Origin of the sequence: Streptomyces ipomoeae 91-03, assembly GCF_000317595.1 — a bacterium.
Lineage (GTDB): Bacteria > Actinomycetota > Actinomycetes > Streptomycetales > Streptomycetaceae > Streptomyces > Streptomyces ipomoeae.
Genome location: NZ_AEJC01000107.1, coordinates 1 through 15,490, shown reverse-complemented (window position 1 = coordinate 15,490; position 15,490 = coordinate 1). Strand labels below are relative to the sequence as shown.

The 15,490-nt window shown below is 71.9% G+C and carries 14 protein-coding genes; 8 read left to right on the top strand and 6 right to left on the bottom strand.

Features of this window, described 5'->3' with window-relative positions; all coding sequences use genetic code 11:
- Positions 1 to 48: 48 nt before the first annotated feature.
- Positions 49 to 183, top strand: coding sequence for a hypothetical protein (locus STRIP9103_RS52725; protein ID WP_258544109.1), 135 nt, complete (start codon positions 49 to 51; stop codon positions 181 to 183).
- A 3-nt stretch (positions 184 to 186) separates the two neighbouring features.
- Here the strand turns inward: STRIP9103_RS52725 and STRIP9103_RS07060 are convergent, their stop codons facing one another.
- On the bottom strand, positions 187 to 666 hold the full coding sequence (locus STRIP9103_RS07060; RefSeq protein ID WP_048819852.1) for a DUF3017 domain-containing protein: 480 nt from the start codon (positions 664 to 666) through the stop codon (positions 187 to 189).
- A gap of 37 nt (positions 667 to 703) precedes the next feature.
- A complete protein-coding gene (locus STRIP9103_RS07055) occupies positions 704 to 1,558 on the bottom strand; it encodes a bifunctional methylenetetrahydrofolate dehydrogenase/methenyltetrahydrofolate cyclohydrolase (RefSeq protein WP_009301812.1) in 855 nt (284 codons plus the stop codon).
- A 265-nt stretch (positions 1,559 to 1,823) separates the two neighbouring features.
- Between STRIP9103_RS07055 and STRIP9103_RS07050 the strand changes: the two genes are divergently transcribed.
- Complete coding sequence (locus tag STRIP9103_RS07050) at positions 1,824 to 2,405, top strand: hypothetical protein (RefSeq protein WP_009301841.1); 582 nt, start codon at positions 1,824 to 1,826, stop codon at positions 2,403 to 2,405.
- 76 nt (positions 2,406 to 2,481) lie between these two features.
- Here STRIP9103_RS07050 and STRIP9103_RS07045 read toward each other — a convergent pair whose 3' ends face one another.
- On the bottom strand, positions 2,482 to 2,844 hold the full coding sequence (locus STRIP9103_RS07045; RefSeq protein ID WP_048819851.1) for a hypothetical protein: 363 nt from the start codon (positions 2,842 to 2,844) through the stop codon (positions 2,482 to 2,484).
- 266 nt (positions 2,845 to 3,110) lie between these two features.
- Here STRIP9103_RS07045 and STRIP9103_RS51320 point away from each other — a divergent pair, with 266 nt between their 5' ends.
- The 4 genes from STRIP9103_RS51320 (at position 3,111) to STRIP9103_RS07025 (ending at position 8,116) form a co-directional block, all read left to right on the top strand.
- A complete protein-coding gene (locus tag STRIP9103_RS51320; RefSeq protein WP_009301837.1) occupies positions 3,111 to 3,872 on the top strand; it encodes a hypothetical protein in 762 nt (253 codons plus the stop codon).
- Positions 3,869 to 5,251 (top strand): protein kinase domain-containing protein, encoded by a 1,383-nt coding sequence (locus STRIP9103_RS51315; RefSeq protein WP_048819844.1) that lies wholly within the window; start codon positions 3,869 to 3,871, stop codon positions 5,249 to 5,251. Before STRIP9103_RS51320 ends, STRIP9103_RS51315 begins: the two co-directional genes overlap by 4 nt.
- Before the next feature lie 164 nt (positions 5,252 to 5,415).
- Positions 5,416 to 6,021 carry a M23 family metallopeptidase gene (locus tag STRIP9103_RS07030; protein ID WP_009301869.1) on the top strand — a complete coding sequence of 202 codons (606 nt, stop codon included), beginning with the start codon at positions 5,416 to 5,418 and terminating at the stop codon, positions 6,019 to 6,021.
- A 130-nt stretch (positions 6,022 to 6,151) separates the two neighbouring features.
- Entirely contained in the window at positions 6,152 to 8,116 is a 1,965-nt protein-coding gene (locus STRIP9103_RS07025; protein ID WP_009301849.1) for a protein kinase domain-containing protein, read from the top strand.
- A 95-nt stretch (positions 8,117 to 8,211) separates the two neighbouring features.
- Here the strand turns inward: STRIP9103_RS07025 and purH are convergent, their stop codons facing one another.
- Both purH and purN read right to left on the bottom strand, forming a co-directional pair.
- The gene (gene purH, locus STRIP9103_RS07020) at positions 8,212 to 9,804 is read right to left on the bottom strand and encodes a bifunctional phosphoribosylaminoimidazolecarboxamide formyltransferase/IMP cyclohydrolase (RefSeq protein ID WP_009301851.1); all 1,593 of its coding nucleotides are present in this window, start codon (positions 9,802 to 9,804) and stop codon (positions 8,212 to 8,214) included.
- Complete coding sequence (gene purN / locus STRIP9103_RS07015; protein ID WP_009301860.1) at positions 9,801 to 10,430, bottom strand: phosphoribosylglycinamide formyltransferase; 630 nt, start codon at positions 10,428 to 10,430, stop codon at positions 9,801 to 9,803. Before purN ends, purH begins: the two co-directional genes overlap by 4 nt.
- A gap of 481 nt (positions 10,431 to 10,911) precedes the next feature.
- Between purN and STRIP9103_RS07010 the strand changes: the two genes are divergently transcribed.
- Positions 10,912 to 11,853: a hypothetical protein gene (locus STRIP9103_RS07010; RefSeq protein ID WP_078613824.1), complete on the top strand. Its 942-nt coding sequence runs from the start codon at positions 10,912 to 10,914 to the stop codon at positions 11,851 to 11,853.
- A 68-nt stretch (positions 11,854 to 11,921) separates the two neighbouring features.
- Here STRIP9103_RS07010 and STRIP9103_RS53035 read toward each other — a convergent pair whose 3' ends face one another.
- On the bottom strand, positions 11,922 to 14,273 hold the full coding sequence (locus STRIP9103_RS53035) for a cell division protein PerM (protein ID WP_009301828.1): 2,352 nt from the start codon (positions 14,271 to 14,273) through the stop codon (positions 11,922 to 11,924).
- A 79-nt stretch (positions 14,274 to 14,352) separates the two neighbouring features.
- Between STRIP9103_RS53035 and STRIP9103_RS07000 the strand changes: the two genes are divergently transcribed.
- Positions 14,353 to 15,381, top strand: a complete 1,029-nt coding sequence (locus STRIP9103_RS07000) for a sigma factor-like helix-turn-helix DNA-binding protein (protein ID WP_009301844.1) — start codon at positions 14,353 to 14,355, stop codon at positions 15,379 to 15,381.
- The last annotated feature ends 109 nt before the right edge of the window (positions 15,382 to 15,490 follow it).

The following is a 15,490-nucleotide window of genomic DNA, read 5'->3' as shown; positions in this document are numbered from 1 at the left end:
ACGACGGCGGTCCGTCCTTACTCGGGGGAGGGGACGGGCCGCCGTCACATGTCCGCCGGGGTGTACGCGCGGTCGCATGTACGCCGGGGCGTACGCGGGCGGCGTACGACCGGGTATGCGCGCGAGGCGTACGGCAGCGAGGCGTACGACGCGAGACCCGCCCCCCTCAGCCGACCGACCTGAACCTCAGCCCGTCTCGTCGCCCACCGTGAAGTGCAGCGTGTCCTTGAGGAAGGGGATCTCCAGCAAGGGTTTCGGCTGGGCCATGAGCGCGAGGAGCACGATGGCGGAGCCCAGGGCGATGTAGGTGATCATGTCGGTGAAGCGGGAGCGGACCGCGAGCATGCCGACGTCCCTGACGACCCAGCGCAGCGCCGCCCCGATGAGCAGCGCGCAACCGATCAGGATCGTGCCGAGCCGGAACGCGTCGAACGCGGTGACCAGCAGACCGAGCCCCACGGTGCACAGCACGACCAGGATCGGCCACTGCCGCGCGGGCGCGGGCGCGTTCCTCGGCGCCGCCCGGCCACCGCCCTCGGGCCGCGCCGTGTCCCTGGTGAACATCGGGAAGCGCCGGGTGGTGCGCACGGGTTTGCCGTCGGCGCCGGGAGCGCTGACGGGGTCCCGTACCTCGATCTCGTCCGCGGTGGCCGACGTGCCCGACATCTCCACCCTCTCCGGCGCCCCCTCGGCCCCGCCGCCGTCAGCCGACACTGCGCTCCGCCGCCTCGACCACGTTGACGAGCAGCTGGGCGCGGGTCATGGGGCCGACGCCCCCGGGGTTGGGGGAGATCCAGCCGGCGACCTCGGCGACACCGGGGTGGACGTCACCGACGATCTTGCCCTCGGCGGAGCGGGAGACACCGACGTCGAGGACGGCGGCGCCCGGCTTGACGTCCTCGGGCCGGACGAGGTGGGCGGAGCCGGCGGCGGCGATGATGATGTCCGCCCGCTTCAGATGGGCGGACAGGTCGCGCGTACCGGTGTGGCACTGCGTCACCGTCGCGTTCTCGCTGCGCCGGGTCAGCAGCAGCGGCATCGGGCGCCCGATGGTCACGCCGCGGCCGACGACCACGACCTCGGCGCCCTTGATCTCGACGCCGTACTGACGGAGGAGGGTGAGGACACCGTTGGGGGTGCAGGGCAGCGGGGCGGGCTCGTTCAGGACGAGGCGCCCGAGGTTCATCGGGTGGAGGCCGTCCGCGTCCTTGTCCGGGTCCATCAGTTCGAGGATGCGGTTCTCGTCGATGCCCTTGGGGAGCGGCAGCTGGACGATGTAGCCGGTGCAGGCGGGGTCCTCGTTGAGTTCCCGCACCACCGCCTCGATCTCCTCCTGGGTGGCGGTGGCGGGCAGTTCACGCTGGATGGAGGCGATACCGACCTGCGCGCAGTCGCGGTGCTTGCCGGCGACGTACTTCTGGCTGCCGGGGTCGTCACCGACCAGGACCGTGCCGAGGCCGGGCGTGACGCCCTTCTCCTTCAGCGCCGCCACGCGGGCGGTCAGATCGGACTTGATCGCGGCTGCGGTGGCCTTGCCATCGAGAATCTGGGCGCTCATGGTTCCCATCCTCCCGGATGACCGGCACCGGGTTCCAATCAGGCCCCTGCCCGCACCCGCACCCGCACCCGTGCCCGACAAGATCCGATGTGTTGCACTTGCACAACGCACGAGGAATGTGGCTGGACATCCGGGCGGGCATATAAAACGATTGAGGAACAGTGCCGCGGGCACTGCCGGGGGGCGTGTACCAGTTCAAGGATCCAGGGCATTCCTCCGAACCGTGCCGCGCGTCCCCGCACAAGGCAACGGAGGAAAACCCGCCATGAGTTTCGGCGACCCGAACAACCCCTACGGCCAGCCCAAGCAGCAGCCGCCCGCGCAGGGCTACGGCTACCCGCAGCAGACGCCGCCCCAGCAGCAGCCCGGCTACGGCTACCCGTCCGCCCCGCCGGTCTCCCAGGGCTACGGCGGCTACCCGAGCGCCCCCACGACCATGCCCAGCACGGTCAGCGCGGCCCGGGTGATGCTGTGGGTCATCGTCGGTCTGCAGGTCATCGGCGTGCTGCTGTACGGGATCGGCGCGGCGGCCGTGGGCGCGGCGAGCGACAGCACCGACGACCCGGCGATCCAGGAGGCGCTCGGCGACGTTCCCGTCGGCCTCATGTGGGCGATCACCGTCTTCGCCGTCGCCTGGCTCGTCTACGCGATCATGCTCGCGGTCAAGTTCAACACCGGTGGCAACGGCGTACGTGTGGCCGCCCTCGTCTTCGGCATCGTCACCGCCGTCCTCGGCATCTACCCGTTCCTCGTCATCGGCCTGGTCCACCTGGTGCTGGGCATCCTGATCGCCGTCTTCGTCGGCAACGCGAACGGCAAGGCGTGGTTCAACCGGCCGCGCTACTGAGCCGCCGAGTCGGCGGACCGCCGCACAATCCGAAGGGCCGCGCTCCCTTGCAAGGGGGCGCGGCCCTTCGGCGCGTTCACAGCAGACAGGCCCCTCCGGGCGGCATGGGTGCCAAGCCGATCACCGAGCTGTCCCAGGTCTGCGTCCCGCCCGGCGGCAGCCCGTAGCTGAAGTCGCCGGTCACGCAGTATCTGACGCTCGTACTGTTGGTGACCTCGGTGACCCGCAGTGCGGGGCTGAACCTCGCGCTCTCGCCCTGCCTCACCAGCACCGGCTGGGAGCCGAGCAGCGGCTGGAGACACACGTACCCGATCGGACAGGCCACCGCCGCCGTGTCCTGGGCGGCGGCTGCCGTGCCGCTCAACCCCGTACCGAGCGCGCCCGCGAGTACCGCGCCCACGGCCACGGTCCGACGTAACCCGCTCACCCTGTTGCGCATGACTGACCCCCTGTAGTCCCTGGCGTTTGGACCGACCACTTGAGCCTTGCAGCGGAACGACAGCCTCTGCACCGGGGTATCAGCCATTCCGCACAGCCGTGCCACAGGACGAACAACAGCCCCCTGCCCCATTGATCCAAGAAACCCCATTGATCTGAGACACCCCGTTGATCCGGGAAACGCCGCTTACGCGTGACCTGTCGGGCTTCTTCTTCCGGTCCCCTACCCTGACGCGTCCATGTCTGCCTCGGGGGAGGACATCAGCCATGCACAGCATCATCGTCGTGCCGGTGGGCAGCACGTGCCCGGCCGACCAGATCCGTCTCGCACCCGGCGAGGCCCTGCCCTTCGGCCGTACGGCACGGCCGGGCGTCCCGCATCTGGCCATTCCGCACGAGGGCGTCTCCCGGGAGGCCGGGGAGATCACGGCCACCGGCGCCTACTGGACGCTCAGCAATCTGAGCCGCGCGCAGACGTACGTCGTCGAGAACCCGGAGGGCGCCGGCGAGCACATCAAGGTGGCGCCCGGCCGGCTCGACGCCCCGGTGCCGTTCGAGTTCTCGCGCGTGGTGCTGCCCGCCGGGAGCGAGCTGCTGAGCTTCGACGTCTGGGCCCCGCGCCACGACTTCCTGGACCACGCCGGTCCATGCGACGGCGCGCCCACCGCGTCCGCGTTCCCGCTGGACCGCGGCAAACGGTACTTCCAGGTCCTGGTCGCCCTGTGTGCCCCACGTCTGCGCGGCGAACCGCACGCCGCGCTCGCCACCGCCGACGAGCTGGTCGAGACGCTGCGTCCCGCCTGGCCGTCGGTCTCCCGGACATCGGTGCAGTGGAACATCGACTATCTCGCCGTCAAGCTGCGCCTCAAGCCGGCCCCGGAAGCCGCCCCGCCCGGCGGCGGACCCCGCCTCAACGGCAAGAAGGAGCGCCTGGTCTCCCTGGCCCTCCGCTTCGACCTCGTCCGCGAGTCCGACCTGGCCCTGCTGAGGTCCGACCTGGTCCTGCTGAAGGGCGGTGCCGACCGATGAGCACGGAGGACAGGGAGGAGTCGTATGCGGTGCCGGTGCCGAAGGGCTATCGCGTCGGCGTCTGGGAGGTACGGGAGCCGATCGCCTCGGGTGCCTTCGGAAGTGTGTACGCCGCCCGGTGCGCGGAGCCCGTCGAGGGGCTGCCCGCCGAGGCCGCGCTGAAGTTCCAGCCGACCGGCACCCGCACGCCACGGCAGTTGCGCCATCTCCAGGAACTGACCGAGCGCGAGACGGAGTTGTTGCGCCGGCTACGGCGGCCACGACTCATCCGTATGTACGAGACGCTCACGGTGGACGACCCGTCGGACCCCCTCCTCGACGGCGCCTCCGTCCTCGTACTGGAGCGTGCCGAGGGCTCCCTCGACCAGCTGATCGACCGTCTGACGGGCCGTGCCCGGGGGCAGCGGGCGATCGCCCTCCCCGGCGGGCCCTCGCTGCTCGCCCAGATCTGCGAGGGCGTCGCCCATCTGCACCACGCGGGCTGGGTGCACGGCGACCTCAAGCCCGCCAACGTGCTGTTGATGGCGGACGGTTCGGTCCGGCTGGCCGACTTCAACCTGGCCGCCGAACTGAACGGCACCCACGCTTACTCCCCCGCCTTCACCACCCCCGACTACACCCCGCCCGAGCTGCTCTGGGCCGAGGTCGGCGAACACGGCCACCGCACCCGCCCCACCGCCGACATCTGGGCCTTCGGTGTCCTCGCCCACCTCGTCCTCACCGGCGGCCCGCCCTTCCCGGGCGCCACCCCGGCCGCCCGCCGCGACGCGGTCCTGCGCTACGCGAGCGGCCGGGAGGAGCTGCGGCTGTCCCCTGAACTCCCGGACGACTGGCGGCAGATCGTCACCGACTGCCTGGCCCCGACCCATGCCGACCGCGCCCCGCACACCGCCACGTCCCTCCTGCGCCGCGTCGAGACGGCGGCCGGAGCGGCCCGCTCCCCACGGCTCCCCCGTCTCAGGCCACGGCGCGGCCCGCACCCGGCCCTGCTCGGCGGACTGGCGGCGGTCACGGTCGTGTCGCTCGCCGCGGCCGGTCTGCTCGCCCTGCGCGAACCGGCCCCGCAGGGGTACGCGCGCTGCGACCGGGGAGACGTCTGCTTCTTCACCGAGCCGGGCGGACAGGGCGAGATGTGCCCCTGGTACGACTACGACGTCGACTGGCTGGACGACTTCATCCCCTGCGACTGGGCCAAGGACACCCGTCCCAGGTCGGCGTTCAACAACGGCTACGACGGCGACACCGAGTTCGTGGTCGTCGAACTCTTCGCCGGCACCGACTACCGCGACCCGACCGGCTGCATCCCCGCCAACACCAAGGTCGACTTCCCGGACGACGGCCTGCTCGTCCGCTCGCACAAATGGGCACCGGCCTGCTGAGTCACCTCAGGGCCTCCGCGTCACCCTATGACCTTTGAGGTACCGGGCCGACGGCGCTCCGCACATGCTTGAACCGTTCGCAGCAAACAGCGAACGCACATCGGCGAATACACATCGTTCAACGCACGAGACCACCGAACGCACCGAAAGCAACGGGGACACAGATGAACGCAACAGCCAAGCCCATACGCCGCCGGACGGCCGTCGCGCTCGCCGCGACCGCGCTGGCGCTCTCGTTCGGCGTCCAGGCCGGCGGTACGGCCACGGCGGCACAGTCGTCGGGTGAAGTGGCCGCGGCAGCCGCGAAGCCCAAGTTCCAGATGCCGTTCAAGTGCGGTACGCACTGGCAGATCAACACCTGGGGGCACAACCCGGCCATCGACCTGGTGGTGAAGGGCAACACCGGTTCCGACGGCAAACCGGTCTTCCCGGGCTACAAGGGCAAGGTCGTCCGGGCCTTCACCGACCGGGGCGCCGGCAACGTGCTCGTCATCAACCACGGCGGCGGCTGGTACACGGCGTACTACCACCTCAAGGACAAGCCGACCAAGTACGTCCGGGTCGGCCAGACCGTCACCGCGAAGAAGCAGATCGGCCGCATCGGCAAGACCGGCAAGAACAGCGGCAACTGGGCCCACCTGCACTACGAGCAGCGGTACCGCACCAACGGCGTGCCGACCGAGGCCCATCGCAAGCCCGTCCACTTCAACGGAAAGGCGTACACGGGCCCCAACAAGCAGTGGAAGGACGTCGTCAGCAAGAACTGCTGAACCTTCACGGCCCGCCGGTCCGACAACCGGCGGGCCGGCACCGCCCGCGCGGTAGTCTCTCGTCAACTGGCGTTGCCATTGGGACCGTTGAGGCGACGCACGATCGAGAGAACACCACCTCGGGGGACCCATGTCAGACCAGCGGCCCGAGCCGCCGCCGTACTCCCCGGCGTCGGGGGACGCCGCGCTGAAGCAGACGGGCGCGACCCCGCTGAGGGCGAACGATCCCGGACGCCTCGGACCGTACGTACCGCTCGGCCTGCTCGGCAGCGGCGGCATGGGCCGGGTCTATCTGGCCCGGCCCGGCGACGACGTGCCGGGGCTCGCCGCGGTCAAGGTGATCCGGCCCGAGTACGCCGAGGACACCGAGTTCCGGCGCCGGTTCCAGCGCGAGGCGAGGGTGCACGAGCGGGTCCGTACGCCGTACGCGCCCCGGTTGCTCGGCACCGGCTTCGAGGACGGGGACGGGTCCGAACTGCTGTGGATGGCCACGCAGTATCTGCCCGGCCTCAACCTCGCCGACGCGGTCCGTGACTGCGGCACGCTGCCGGCCGCCGGAGCGTGGCGCCTGGTCGGCGAACTGGGGCGCACCCTCTCCGCGCTGGCCGCCGCCGGGGTCGTCCATCGGGACCTCAAGCCGTCCAACGTGCTGCTGTCCGCCGAGGGCGTCCACGTCATCGACTTCGGTATCTCGCAGGCCGTGGACAGCAGCGCGATCACGACGACGGGGAGCCGGGTCGGGACGCCCGCGTACATGTCGCCCGAGTATCTGCGCGACGGCCGCTGCGACTCCGCCTCGGACGTCTTCTCGCTCGCCGGGACACTGGTGTACGCCGTCACCGGCCATGCCCCGTTCGGCGACGGGACCGGCGTGGACGTGATGCACCGGGTGGCGTTCGAGGAGCCGAAGCCGGAGGTCATGGCCGACCTCACGGCCACCGACCCGGCGCTGGCGGACCTCCTCTCCGCCTGCCTCACCAAGGACCCGGCCGGCCGGCCGACCCCGGCGCGACTCGTGGAGGCCGCCGCCACCGCCGCCGGCACGCACGGCCCCGGCCTCCCCTGGCCCGCCCCTCTCGACTCCCGCCTCGTCTCCCGCCGCCAGGCCTGCGAGTTACTGGCCAACGCCACCGCCCGGCAAACGGGCCACTTCCGCGTCCCCACCGAACGCGTCAAGGCGCCGACCACGACACCGGGGTTCGGACCGGCTACGCCGGCGGGGGCGCAGGGGGCGCCGGGGGCACATACGCCGCCGGGAGGGCAGGGGGCACAAGGGGCGCAGACTCCGCCGGGGGCGTACGGGGCGGCCACGCCACCGGGGTCGCAGACTCCGCCGGGAGCGTACGGGCCGCCGGTCCCGGTCGGGGCGTACGGGATGGCGCCGGGGGCCGGTGCGCAGGCTGCCGCGGCCGGGGTTCCCGCCACAGCCACCTCCACCTCGGCCAAACGCCGCCGCAGGAAGCCGTACTTCGCCGTCGTGGCGGCGCTGGCGGTGTGTGCCGTAGCGGCGAGCACCTACCTGGTCACCCGCTCGGCGGCCGACGACACCGCCGCGCCCACGCCGACGGCCGGCACGACATCGGCGCCCGACGGCGAGGCGGCCTCCCCCCTCCCCGGCTCCTCGGCCTCACCCTCCTCGTCCCCCGGCAAGGACAAGAAGGAGAAGGGGGACGAGAAAGCCAAGGAGAGCCCGTCCCCCGACCCCACACGCGAGACGCCGGACCCCACTCCCACCGACGCCGACGATCCCGCCTCCGGTGGTTCCTCGGGCGGTGACGACGACGGCGACACCGCCACAAAGCCCACCCCCACACCCACCAAGACGGCGACGAAGCCCGCCACCCCGCCCTGGATCTCCCAGTGCACGTACTACTCCGGCACCGAACTCACCGACCGCGGCGACGAGGGCAAACGCGTCGTACAGGTGCAGTGCATGCTCGAACAGCGCGGCTACAGCGTCGGCGGCTCGGGCGTGGACGGCAAGTTCGGCAGGGACACCGAGGCGGCGGTCCGCCGGTTCCAGACCGCGAAGGGCCTGGACGTCGACGGCCAGGTGGGCGTCAACACGTGGGCGGCACTGCGCAGTTCGACGTAAGTCGTCCATGGATGCCTCAGAGCGCACAGCGAGGCCCGCCGGTGTCCCCGGCGGGCCCTCGTTCGTCGTGCGATGTGTCGTACGACCGGTGCGGCTCAGTGGAAGAAGTGCCGCGTCCCCGTGAAGTACATCGTGATGCCCGCCTTCTGAGCGGCCTCGACGACCAGCTCGTCACGGACCGAACCGCCGGGCTGGACGACGGCCTTGACGCCGGCCTCGGTGAGGATCTCCAGGCCGTCGGGGAAGGGGAAGAAGGCGTCGGAGGCGGCATACGAGCCCCGCGCGCGCTCGGCACCCGCCCGCTCGACGGCCAGCTTCGCCGAGTCGACCCGGTTGACCTGCCCCATGCCGACGCCGACGGAGGCGCCGTCCTTGGCGAGGAGGATCGCGTTGGACTTGACGGCGCGGCAGGCCTTCCAGGCGAACGCCAGCTCGGCCAGTTCGTCGGCGGAGAGGGCCTCGCCGGTCGCGAGGGTCCAGTTGGCGGGATCGTCGCCCTCGGCCTGGAGCCGGTCGGTGACCTGAAGGAGCGCGCCGCCGTCGATGGGCTTGACCTCGGCGGGGTGGGAGGGCGCGCCCGGGGCCTTGAGCACCCGGATGTTCTTCTTCTTGGCGAGGGCTTCGAGGGCGCCGTCCTCGTAGTCGGGCGCGACGATGACCTCGGTGAAGATCTCCGCGACCTGCTCGGCCATCTCCTTGCTGACGGGCCGGTTGACGGCGATGACGCCGCCGAAGGCCGACAGCGGGTCGCACGCGTGGGCCTTCCGGTGCGCCTCCGCGACATCGGCACCGATCGCGATACCGCACGGGTTGGCGTGCTTGATGATCGCGACGCAGGGCTCGGTGTGGTCGTACGCGGCACGGCGGGCGGCGTCCGTGTCCGTGTAGTTGTTGTACGACATCTCCTTGCCGTGCAGCTGTTCGGCCTCGGCGAGGCCGACGCCGCCCGTGGGCGCGGGGTCGATGTAGAGCGCGGCGGGCTGGTGCGGGTTCTCGCCGTAGCGGAGCGTGCTCTTGCGCTCCAGGGTGGCGCCGATGAAGTCGGGGAACGGCGAGTCGTCGACGGGGGCGTAGGAGCTCGCGAACCAGCTCGCGACCGCGATGTCGTACTCGGCCGTGTGCCGGAAGGCCTCCGCGGCGAGGCGCTTGCGGGCGGCGAGGTCGAAGCCGCCGTCCTTCACTGCCGCGAGGACGTCGGTGTACCGGGCCGGGCTGGTGACGACGGCGACCGAGGGGTGGTTCTTGGCGGCGGCGCGGACCATGGACGGGCCGCCGATGTCGATCTGCTCGACGCACTCGTCGGGGGTGGCGCCGGAGGCGACGGTCTCCCGGAACGGGTAGAGGTTCACGACGACGAGGTCGAACGGCTCCACGCCCAGCTCGGCGAGCTGCCGCCGGTGGTCCTCCAGCCGGAGGTCGGCGAGGATGCCCGCGTGCACCTTGGGGTGCAGGGTCTTGACCCGGCCGTCCAGGCACTCGGGGAAACCGGTCAGCTCCTCGACCTTGGTGACGGGGACACCGGCGGCGGCGATGCGCCCGGCGGTGGAGCCGGTGGAGACGAGTTCGACGCCCGCCTCGTGCAGGCCGCGCGCGAGGTCTTCGAGGCCCGTCTTGTCGTAGACGCTGACGAGCGCGCGACGGATGCCCCGCTTGCCGCTCTCGGCCGTGACAGTGCTGTCGGCGGTCACTGGATAACTACCTTTCGTCCCTCAATGCGATAGCCGTTGCGGGCGAGCCGCCCCACGACATCGACGAGCAGCCTTCGCTCGACTTCCTTGATGCGCTCGTGCAGAGCGCTCTCGTCGTCCTCGTCCCGGACCTCGACCACGCCCTGGGCGATGATCGGCCCGGTGTCGACGCCGTCGTCGACGAAGTGGACGGTGCAGCCGGTGACCTTGGCGCCGTACGCGAGCGCGTCGCGCACTCCGTGGGCCCCCGGAAAACTGGGCAGCAGGGCGGGGTGGGTGTTCACCGTCCGCCCGCCGAACCGCGCGAGGAACTCCTTCCCCACGATCTTCATGAACCCGGCGGAGATGACGAGATCGGGCTCGTACGCGGCGACGGCCTCGGCGAGCGCCGCGTCCCACGCCTCCCGGGTCTCGTAGTCCTTGACCCGGCACACGAAGGTCGGCAGCCCGGCGCGCTCGGCCCGGGCGAGCCCCTCGATACCGCCGCGGTCGGCCCCGACGGCCACGATCTCGGCGCCGTAGGCCTCGACGCCGCTGGTCTCGATGGCGTCCAACAGCGCCTGGAGGTTGGTGCCGGATCCGGATACCAACACGACGAGGCGCTTGGCCACGGGCTTGGCGGCCACGGTGGGGCCCTTTCTACGGGTGCTTCTGCGGGTACTTCTAAGGGTGCTTCTAGGAGTGCGGTCTGTGCTGCGTGCACAGGAGCGGTCGGACGGCGCCCGCTTGTACATTCATACGAATGCTTTACGTCCCCCTATACGGGTAAGTCTACGAAGCGGCCGACCGTCAGCAACGATACCGGCACACCGGGCGGCCCCCGTGGGACGGGGGCGTGGCCGGAAGGTAGCGTCTGCAAGGAGCGGGCGAGGAGCGGGCTTGGGAACGCGGTCGGTGTGCGGGGCGTTCATGAAGTGACTGCTCATGCCCTACCAGTAAGTAGTTCTCACCACCAGATTTCACCGCCGGACGCACCGCATGCACCACCTGATCCACCGCCCGCCTCACCAGCACCCGAGTCACTGACACGCGAGTCCTCCACTCCCGAGTCACCGACGCCGTAATCGACATCGACGCCGTAATCACCAAGGGGAAGACGCACTCCTGATGCCGGACCGCAGCCTCCGCCTCCCTTCGCTCCTGCTGCGTGAGCGGAGCTCCTCTCCCACGCCTCCGCGCGAGAGCGAGGACGCCCAGCCCGGGCAGTCCGGACGGGGCCAGGGCTCCGCGGACGGCCACGGCTCGGGGCCGACGCCGACAGGATCGTCGGGGGCACCGGGTTCCTCCGGTGCGTCGGGTTCCGCGGGTTCCGCGGGTTCGCCAGGCTCTTCGGGTTCTTCGAGCTCTTCCGGCTCTCCCGGTGCTTCCGGCTCCCCCGGCTCTTCGGACGACAACCCGTTCGCGCCTCCGCCGGAGGGGGCGCCCGATCAGCCGTGGCAGCCGCGTCGGCCTGTGGGCGGGCAGGGTGGCGACCGCGGTCCCCAGGGCGGTCCTGGTGGTGGTCATTCGCCGTGGGGCAGTCAGTGGAGCGACCGGCAGCCCGGCCGCTCGACCGGTGGGCCCTTCGGAGAGCGCCCCGGTAGGCAGGGCGGGCCGGGTGGTCCCGGCCAGGGCCCCGACGGCGGTCCGGGCACCGGGCTGCGCTGGGACCCGACGGACCCCGCCCAGCGGCGTGCGCGGTACGCGCTGCTCGCCGGGATGTGGGCCTTCTTCTTCGCGCTCTTCGCCTGGCCGTATGTGGCGCTGCTGCTCGGTGCGCTGGCCATGTACTGGGCGATCAGCTCCCTGCGGACCAAGCCGCGCACACCCGATCCGTCCCAGCCGGCGGTGCCCGAGCCGAGTGGCCGGCCCCAGAAGACCGCGGCCATCAGCGGCCTGGTGACCTCCTCCCTGGCCCTCGCCATGGTGGCGGCCACCTTCACGACCCAGTTCGTCTACCGCGACTACTACACCTGCGTCAACGACGCCCTCACCACGGCCTCCGAGAAATCCTGCAAGGAACTGCTGCCCGAGGGGCCGGTACGGGAGCTGCTGGGCAACTCGCAGTAGGGCGGGGGCGGCCGGGGGCATCTGCGGAGATGGGGTACCGGAGACGCCCCGGCACGAGTCCTTCCGATTCAGGAGACCCTTCCCGGGCCGGGCGGCAAGTCGGTCGACTCGTCCTTTGTCGCCGAGGAGCCCTCGCGCAGTGCCACCCAACGGGCTTGGTGGGAGGCGAGGTTCCAGAGGGGTGGCGGGGTCGGGGTGGCTTCGAAGTCGTACGGTTCGAGGGGCCGGTCGGAGGTCGGCGGGTGCGCCGGGGCCGCGCCGCTGAGGTGGGCCGAAGCAGGGGTAGGCGTCGAAGTACAAGCGGTCGGATCGGCCGACGGAGCCGACGGAGCCGGCGGCTCGGCCGGGGACCGTTTCGCTCTGGAGAACCATGTGGCCGGTGCCAGTGGTCCGCTCCGAAGCCGTCGTCGCTGCGAGCGGGCCCGAGAACCGGCCTGATCCGAGAGACCCCCGACCGTGGTCGTCCCCCACTCTCCCGGAAGGCCTCTGGGCACCGTCGATCCCCGCTTGCGCGGAACAGCAGCGGGCGGCACCCGTCCAGACCCGCCCAGGAAATCCCCAGCCGCAGCCGTTCCCGGCCCGCCCGAAAACCCTCCGGGCGCCGCCGACCCCCGCTCCCGCGCAAAACCACCAGGTGGCACCCCTCCCGAGTCACTCGCGAGATCCCCAGCCACACTCGCCTCCGACGCTCGCCGAAGCATCTCGGGCCCGCGCCCTGCCGCTCCCCGCTCCGGTCGGAACCCCTCACCCCCGGTCGCCTTCCCCTTCCGCCTTCGCCACCGGAGCCCGCCCACCACGCTTCCCTTCCGCACCCGCGCCCCGGGTCTCCCCGCCGCACTCCCCTTCCGCTCCCAAGGCCGGACGCTCTCCGCCGCGGTGCTCTTCTGCCTCCGCGCCCCGGCACTCCCCTCCCCATTCAGCCCCCGCCCCCGCAGCCCGGATCCTTCGGCCGTACTCCCCTTCCGCCCCCACACCCCGGCACTCCCCTCCGAAGTGCCCCGCCGCACCCGCAGCCGGCCGCGCCGCTCAGCCCTCCTACGCCCCTGTACCAGCCACCAGCGCCCCACCAGGGCCACCGGCAGCGCCACCACAGCGGTCCAAACCGCCGCCGCGGGGCCCGTCTGCCACCAGAGGGGGCCGAGGTGGTCGAGGGTGGCGACGCCGAGGGGGCCGGAGGTGAGGAGGGTGAGGAGGGCTACGAGAGCGGCGGAGAGGGCGGCTGCCAGAAGGGTCGCGGTGGTGGTGCGACGGGCGGACCAGGGCGCGGGGCGCTCACCGGCGGCACGGGCAGCCGTGAACCAGCCCACCGTCACCCCCGCGGCCAACGGCACCGCCCCCACCGCCCACACCACTGGCGTGGCCTCGCCCATCGGCACCGCCGCGAGCAGCGGGAACGGGGGCAGGAAGGCGGCCGGCGCCGTCGTCGACAAGGGTCCGACGACCTGCCCGGCGCCCAGGACGAACCCGGGGCCGAGCGCGTAGGCCGCCCCCCAGACCGCCGCGTTCGGCACGAGGGCCAGACACAGCAGCAGTACGGCGAACCGCCCCGACCACCCCTCGGTGAGCTGCAGGAACCCGTCGCGGGTAGCGCCACCGTGCCACACCAGGGACCCCCCGACCAGCAGGGCGCCACCCCCGGCCAACACCAGCACTCCCGCCGCGGCGGCCCGCCCGGCGGCGGCCAACAGGTGCCGCCGCTCCTCCGTCTCGAGAGCGGCGCCGAGGAGCGCGGGCAGGGGCAACAGAGGGCGCCCGCACGCCGCCCACACTCCCGTACCCGCCGCGAGCGCCGCCAGCAGCGGTACGTACATCGCAGCCCACACCCACGACGGCCGCAGCACACCGCCGGAGGCGTACAGGGTGGCCGCCCAGCCGACGGCCGTGTAGCCGAGGACCAGACCGGCCCACGTCGTACGCGACCTCGTCCCGAAGCCGTCGTCGACGTGGTCGGGGTGGTCGCGGGCCGACCGGTGCAGCAGAACCGCCGGCAGGGCGAGCAGCAGCAGGGGGACCAGTCCCATCGGCGCGGGGTCGCCCGAGAGCGTGTCGGTGCGGATCAGCTCCACGCCGTGGGACAGCAGCCACAACGTCGCCGCCACCTGCAGCGCCCCGCCCGGCCCGCTGTCCGGGTACGGCGAACTGACCCACAGCACCATCACGAGCGCGGCGAACACCGCGAGCCCGACTCCCGCCGCCAGCGCCCCGCCCAGCGCCCCGGCGGCCAGCCTCGGTGACCGGCCACGCAACCGGACGAACAGCGATGACAGATGCGACGCCAACAGCGACGACAGGTGCGACGCCGGCCGACTGTGCTCGGTGCGGCGGTCAGTGGTGCGGTGGCCCGCGGTGGGACGGTCGGCGGTGCGGTCCGTCGTGGCGGTCGGGTCGTTCGAGTCGGTCACATGTGTCACGACGGCCATGCTCCCAACGACACGCGCTTTACCGGCGTAACAATGGATTCGCGCACGTGTCGCTCAATATGTGCTTATGTGCTTTTTTGTGCGAGGGTCGCTCCATGGGGGAGTTCAACGGAGTTCACGGCAGGAGTCCTCCAGGGAGTCGGCGCATGAGTCCGCCCCGAACGAGCAGCCGACTCGGACCAAACCCGAGCGGCACCAACGGCCCACCTGCGCAGGCACCGACACCACCGCCCTCGGCGACTCCGACCCCGTCTCCGCCCCCGCCCCCGCCCCCGCCGATCCGGCCCTGACACCCGCCCCCCTCACCCCCGCCCAGGCCTTCGACGCCCTCTACGCCTGCTGCGCCCCCAGCCTCGTACAGCAGACCTACCTGCTCACCGGACGACGCTGCCTCGCCCGCGACGCCGTGGAGCAGGCCTTCCAACTCGCCTGGCAGCGCTGGCCGGAGGTGGCGGTGGACCGTGACCCGGCCGGTTGGGTGCGGGCGGCGGCCCACGAGTACGCCCTCTCCCCCTGGCACCGACTACGCCACCGCCTCCTCCGCCAGTTCCGCCACCCGGAGCCACCGCCCGCCGACCCGACCGGCCGCGCCCTGCTCGACGCACTCCTGAAACTGCCGCCCCCGTACCGACGCACCCTGATCCTCTACGACGGTCTGCGCATGGACCTTCCCGAGACGGCGGCCGAGACGGAGGCGAGCACGGCTGCGGCGGCGGGCCGGCTGATGCACGCCCGAGAAGCCGTCGCCGGATGCCTCCCGGAACCGATCTCACCCGACACGCTGCACCGCCTCCTGACGGAACTACCTGCCGGAGTACACCCCGGCCCCGCCGAACCGATCGTGCTCCGCGCCCAAGCCGACCTCCGCGCCCGCCGCTGGATCCACACCGCCATCGCCTTCACCACCATCCTCCTCACCACCACCGCCCTGACCCTGCACATCGCCCCCGACCACTACGAACCCCCCATCCCCCCAGGCACGCCGGTCCAAGGCCTCCCCCCAAAACCAGCCGCAGGCCCCCTCTCCCCCACCCAACAAGCCCTCCGTACCAAACTCAGATCAGCCACAGCCACAGGCCCGGAACGCCTGCGACCAGAGGCCCACTGAGCGCCACAGCCCTGTCCAGCCCCAGCCGACCGGACGCGGTAGGCAGCGCCGTTCCTGGGGCTGCGGGCAAGCGAAGCCCCGCGCCCTCGGCCCCCGCAAACGCCGGCGG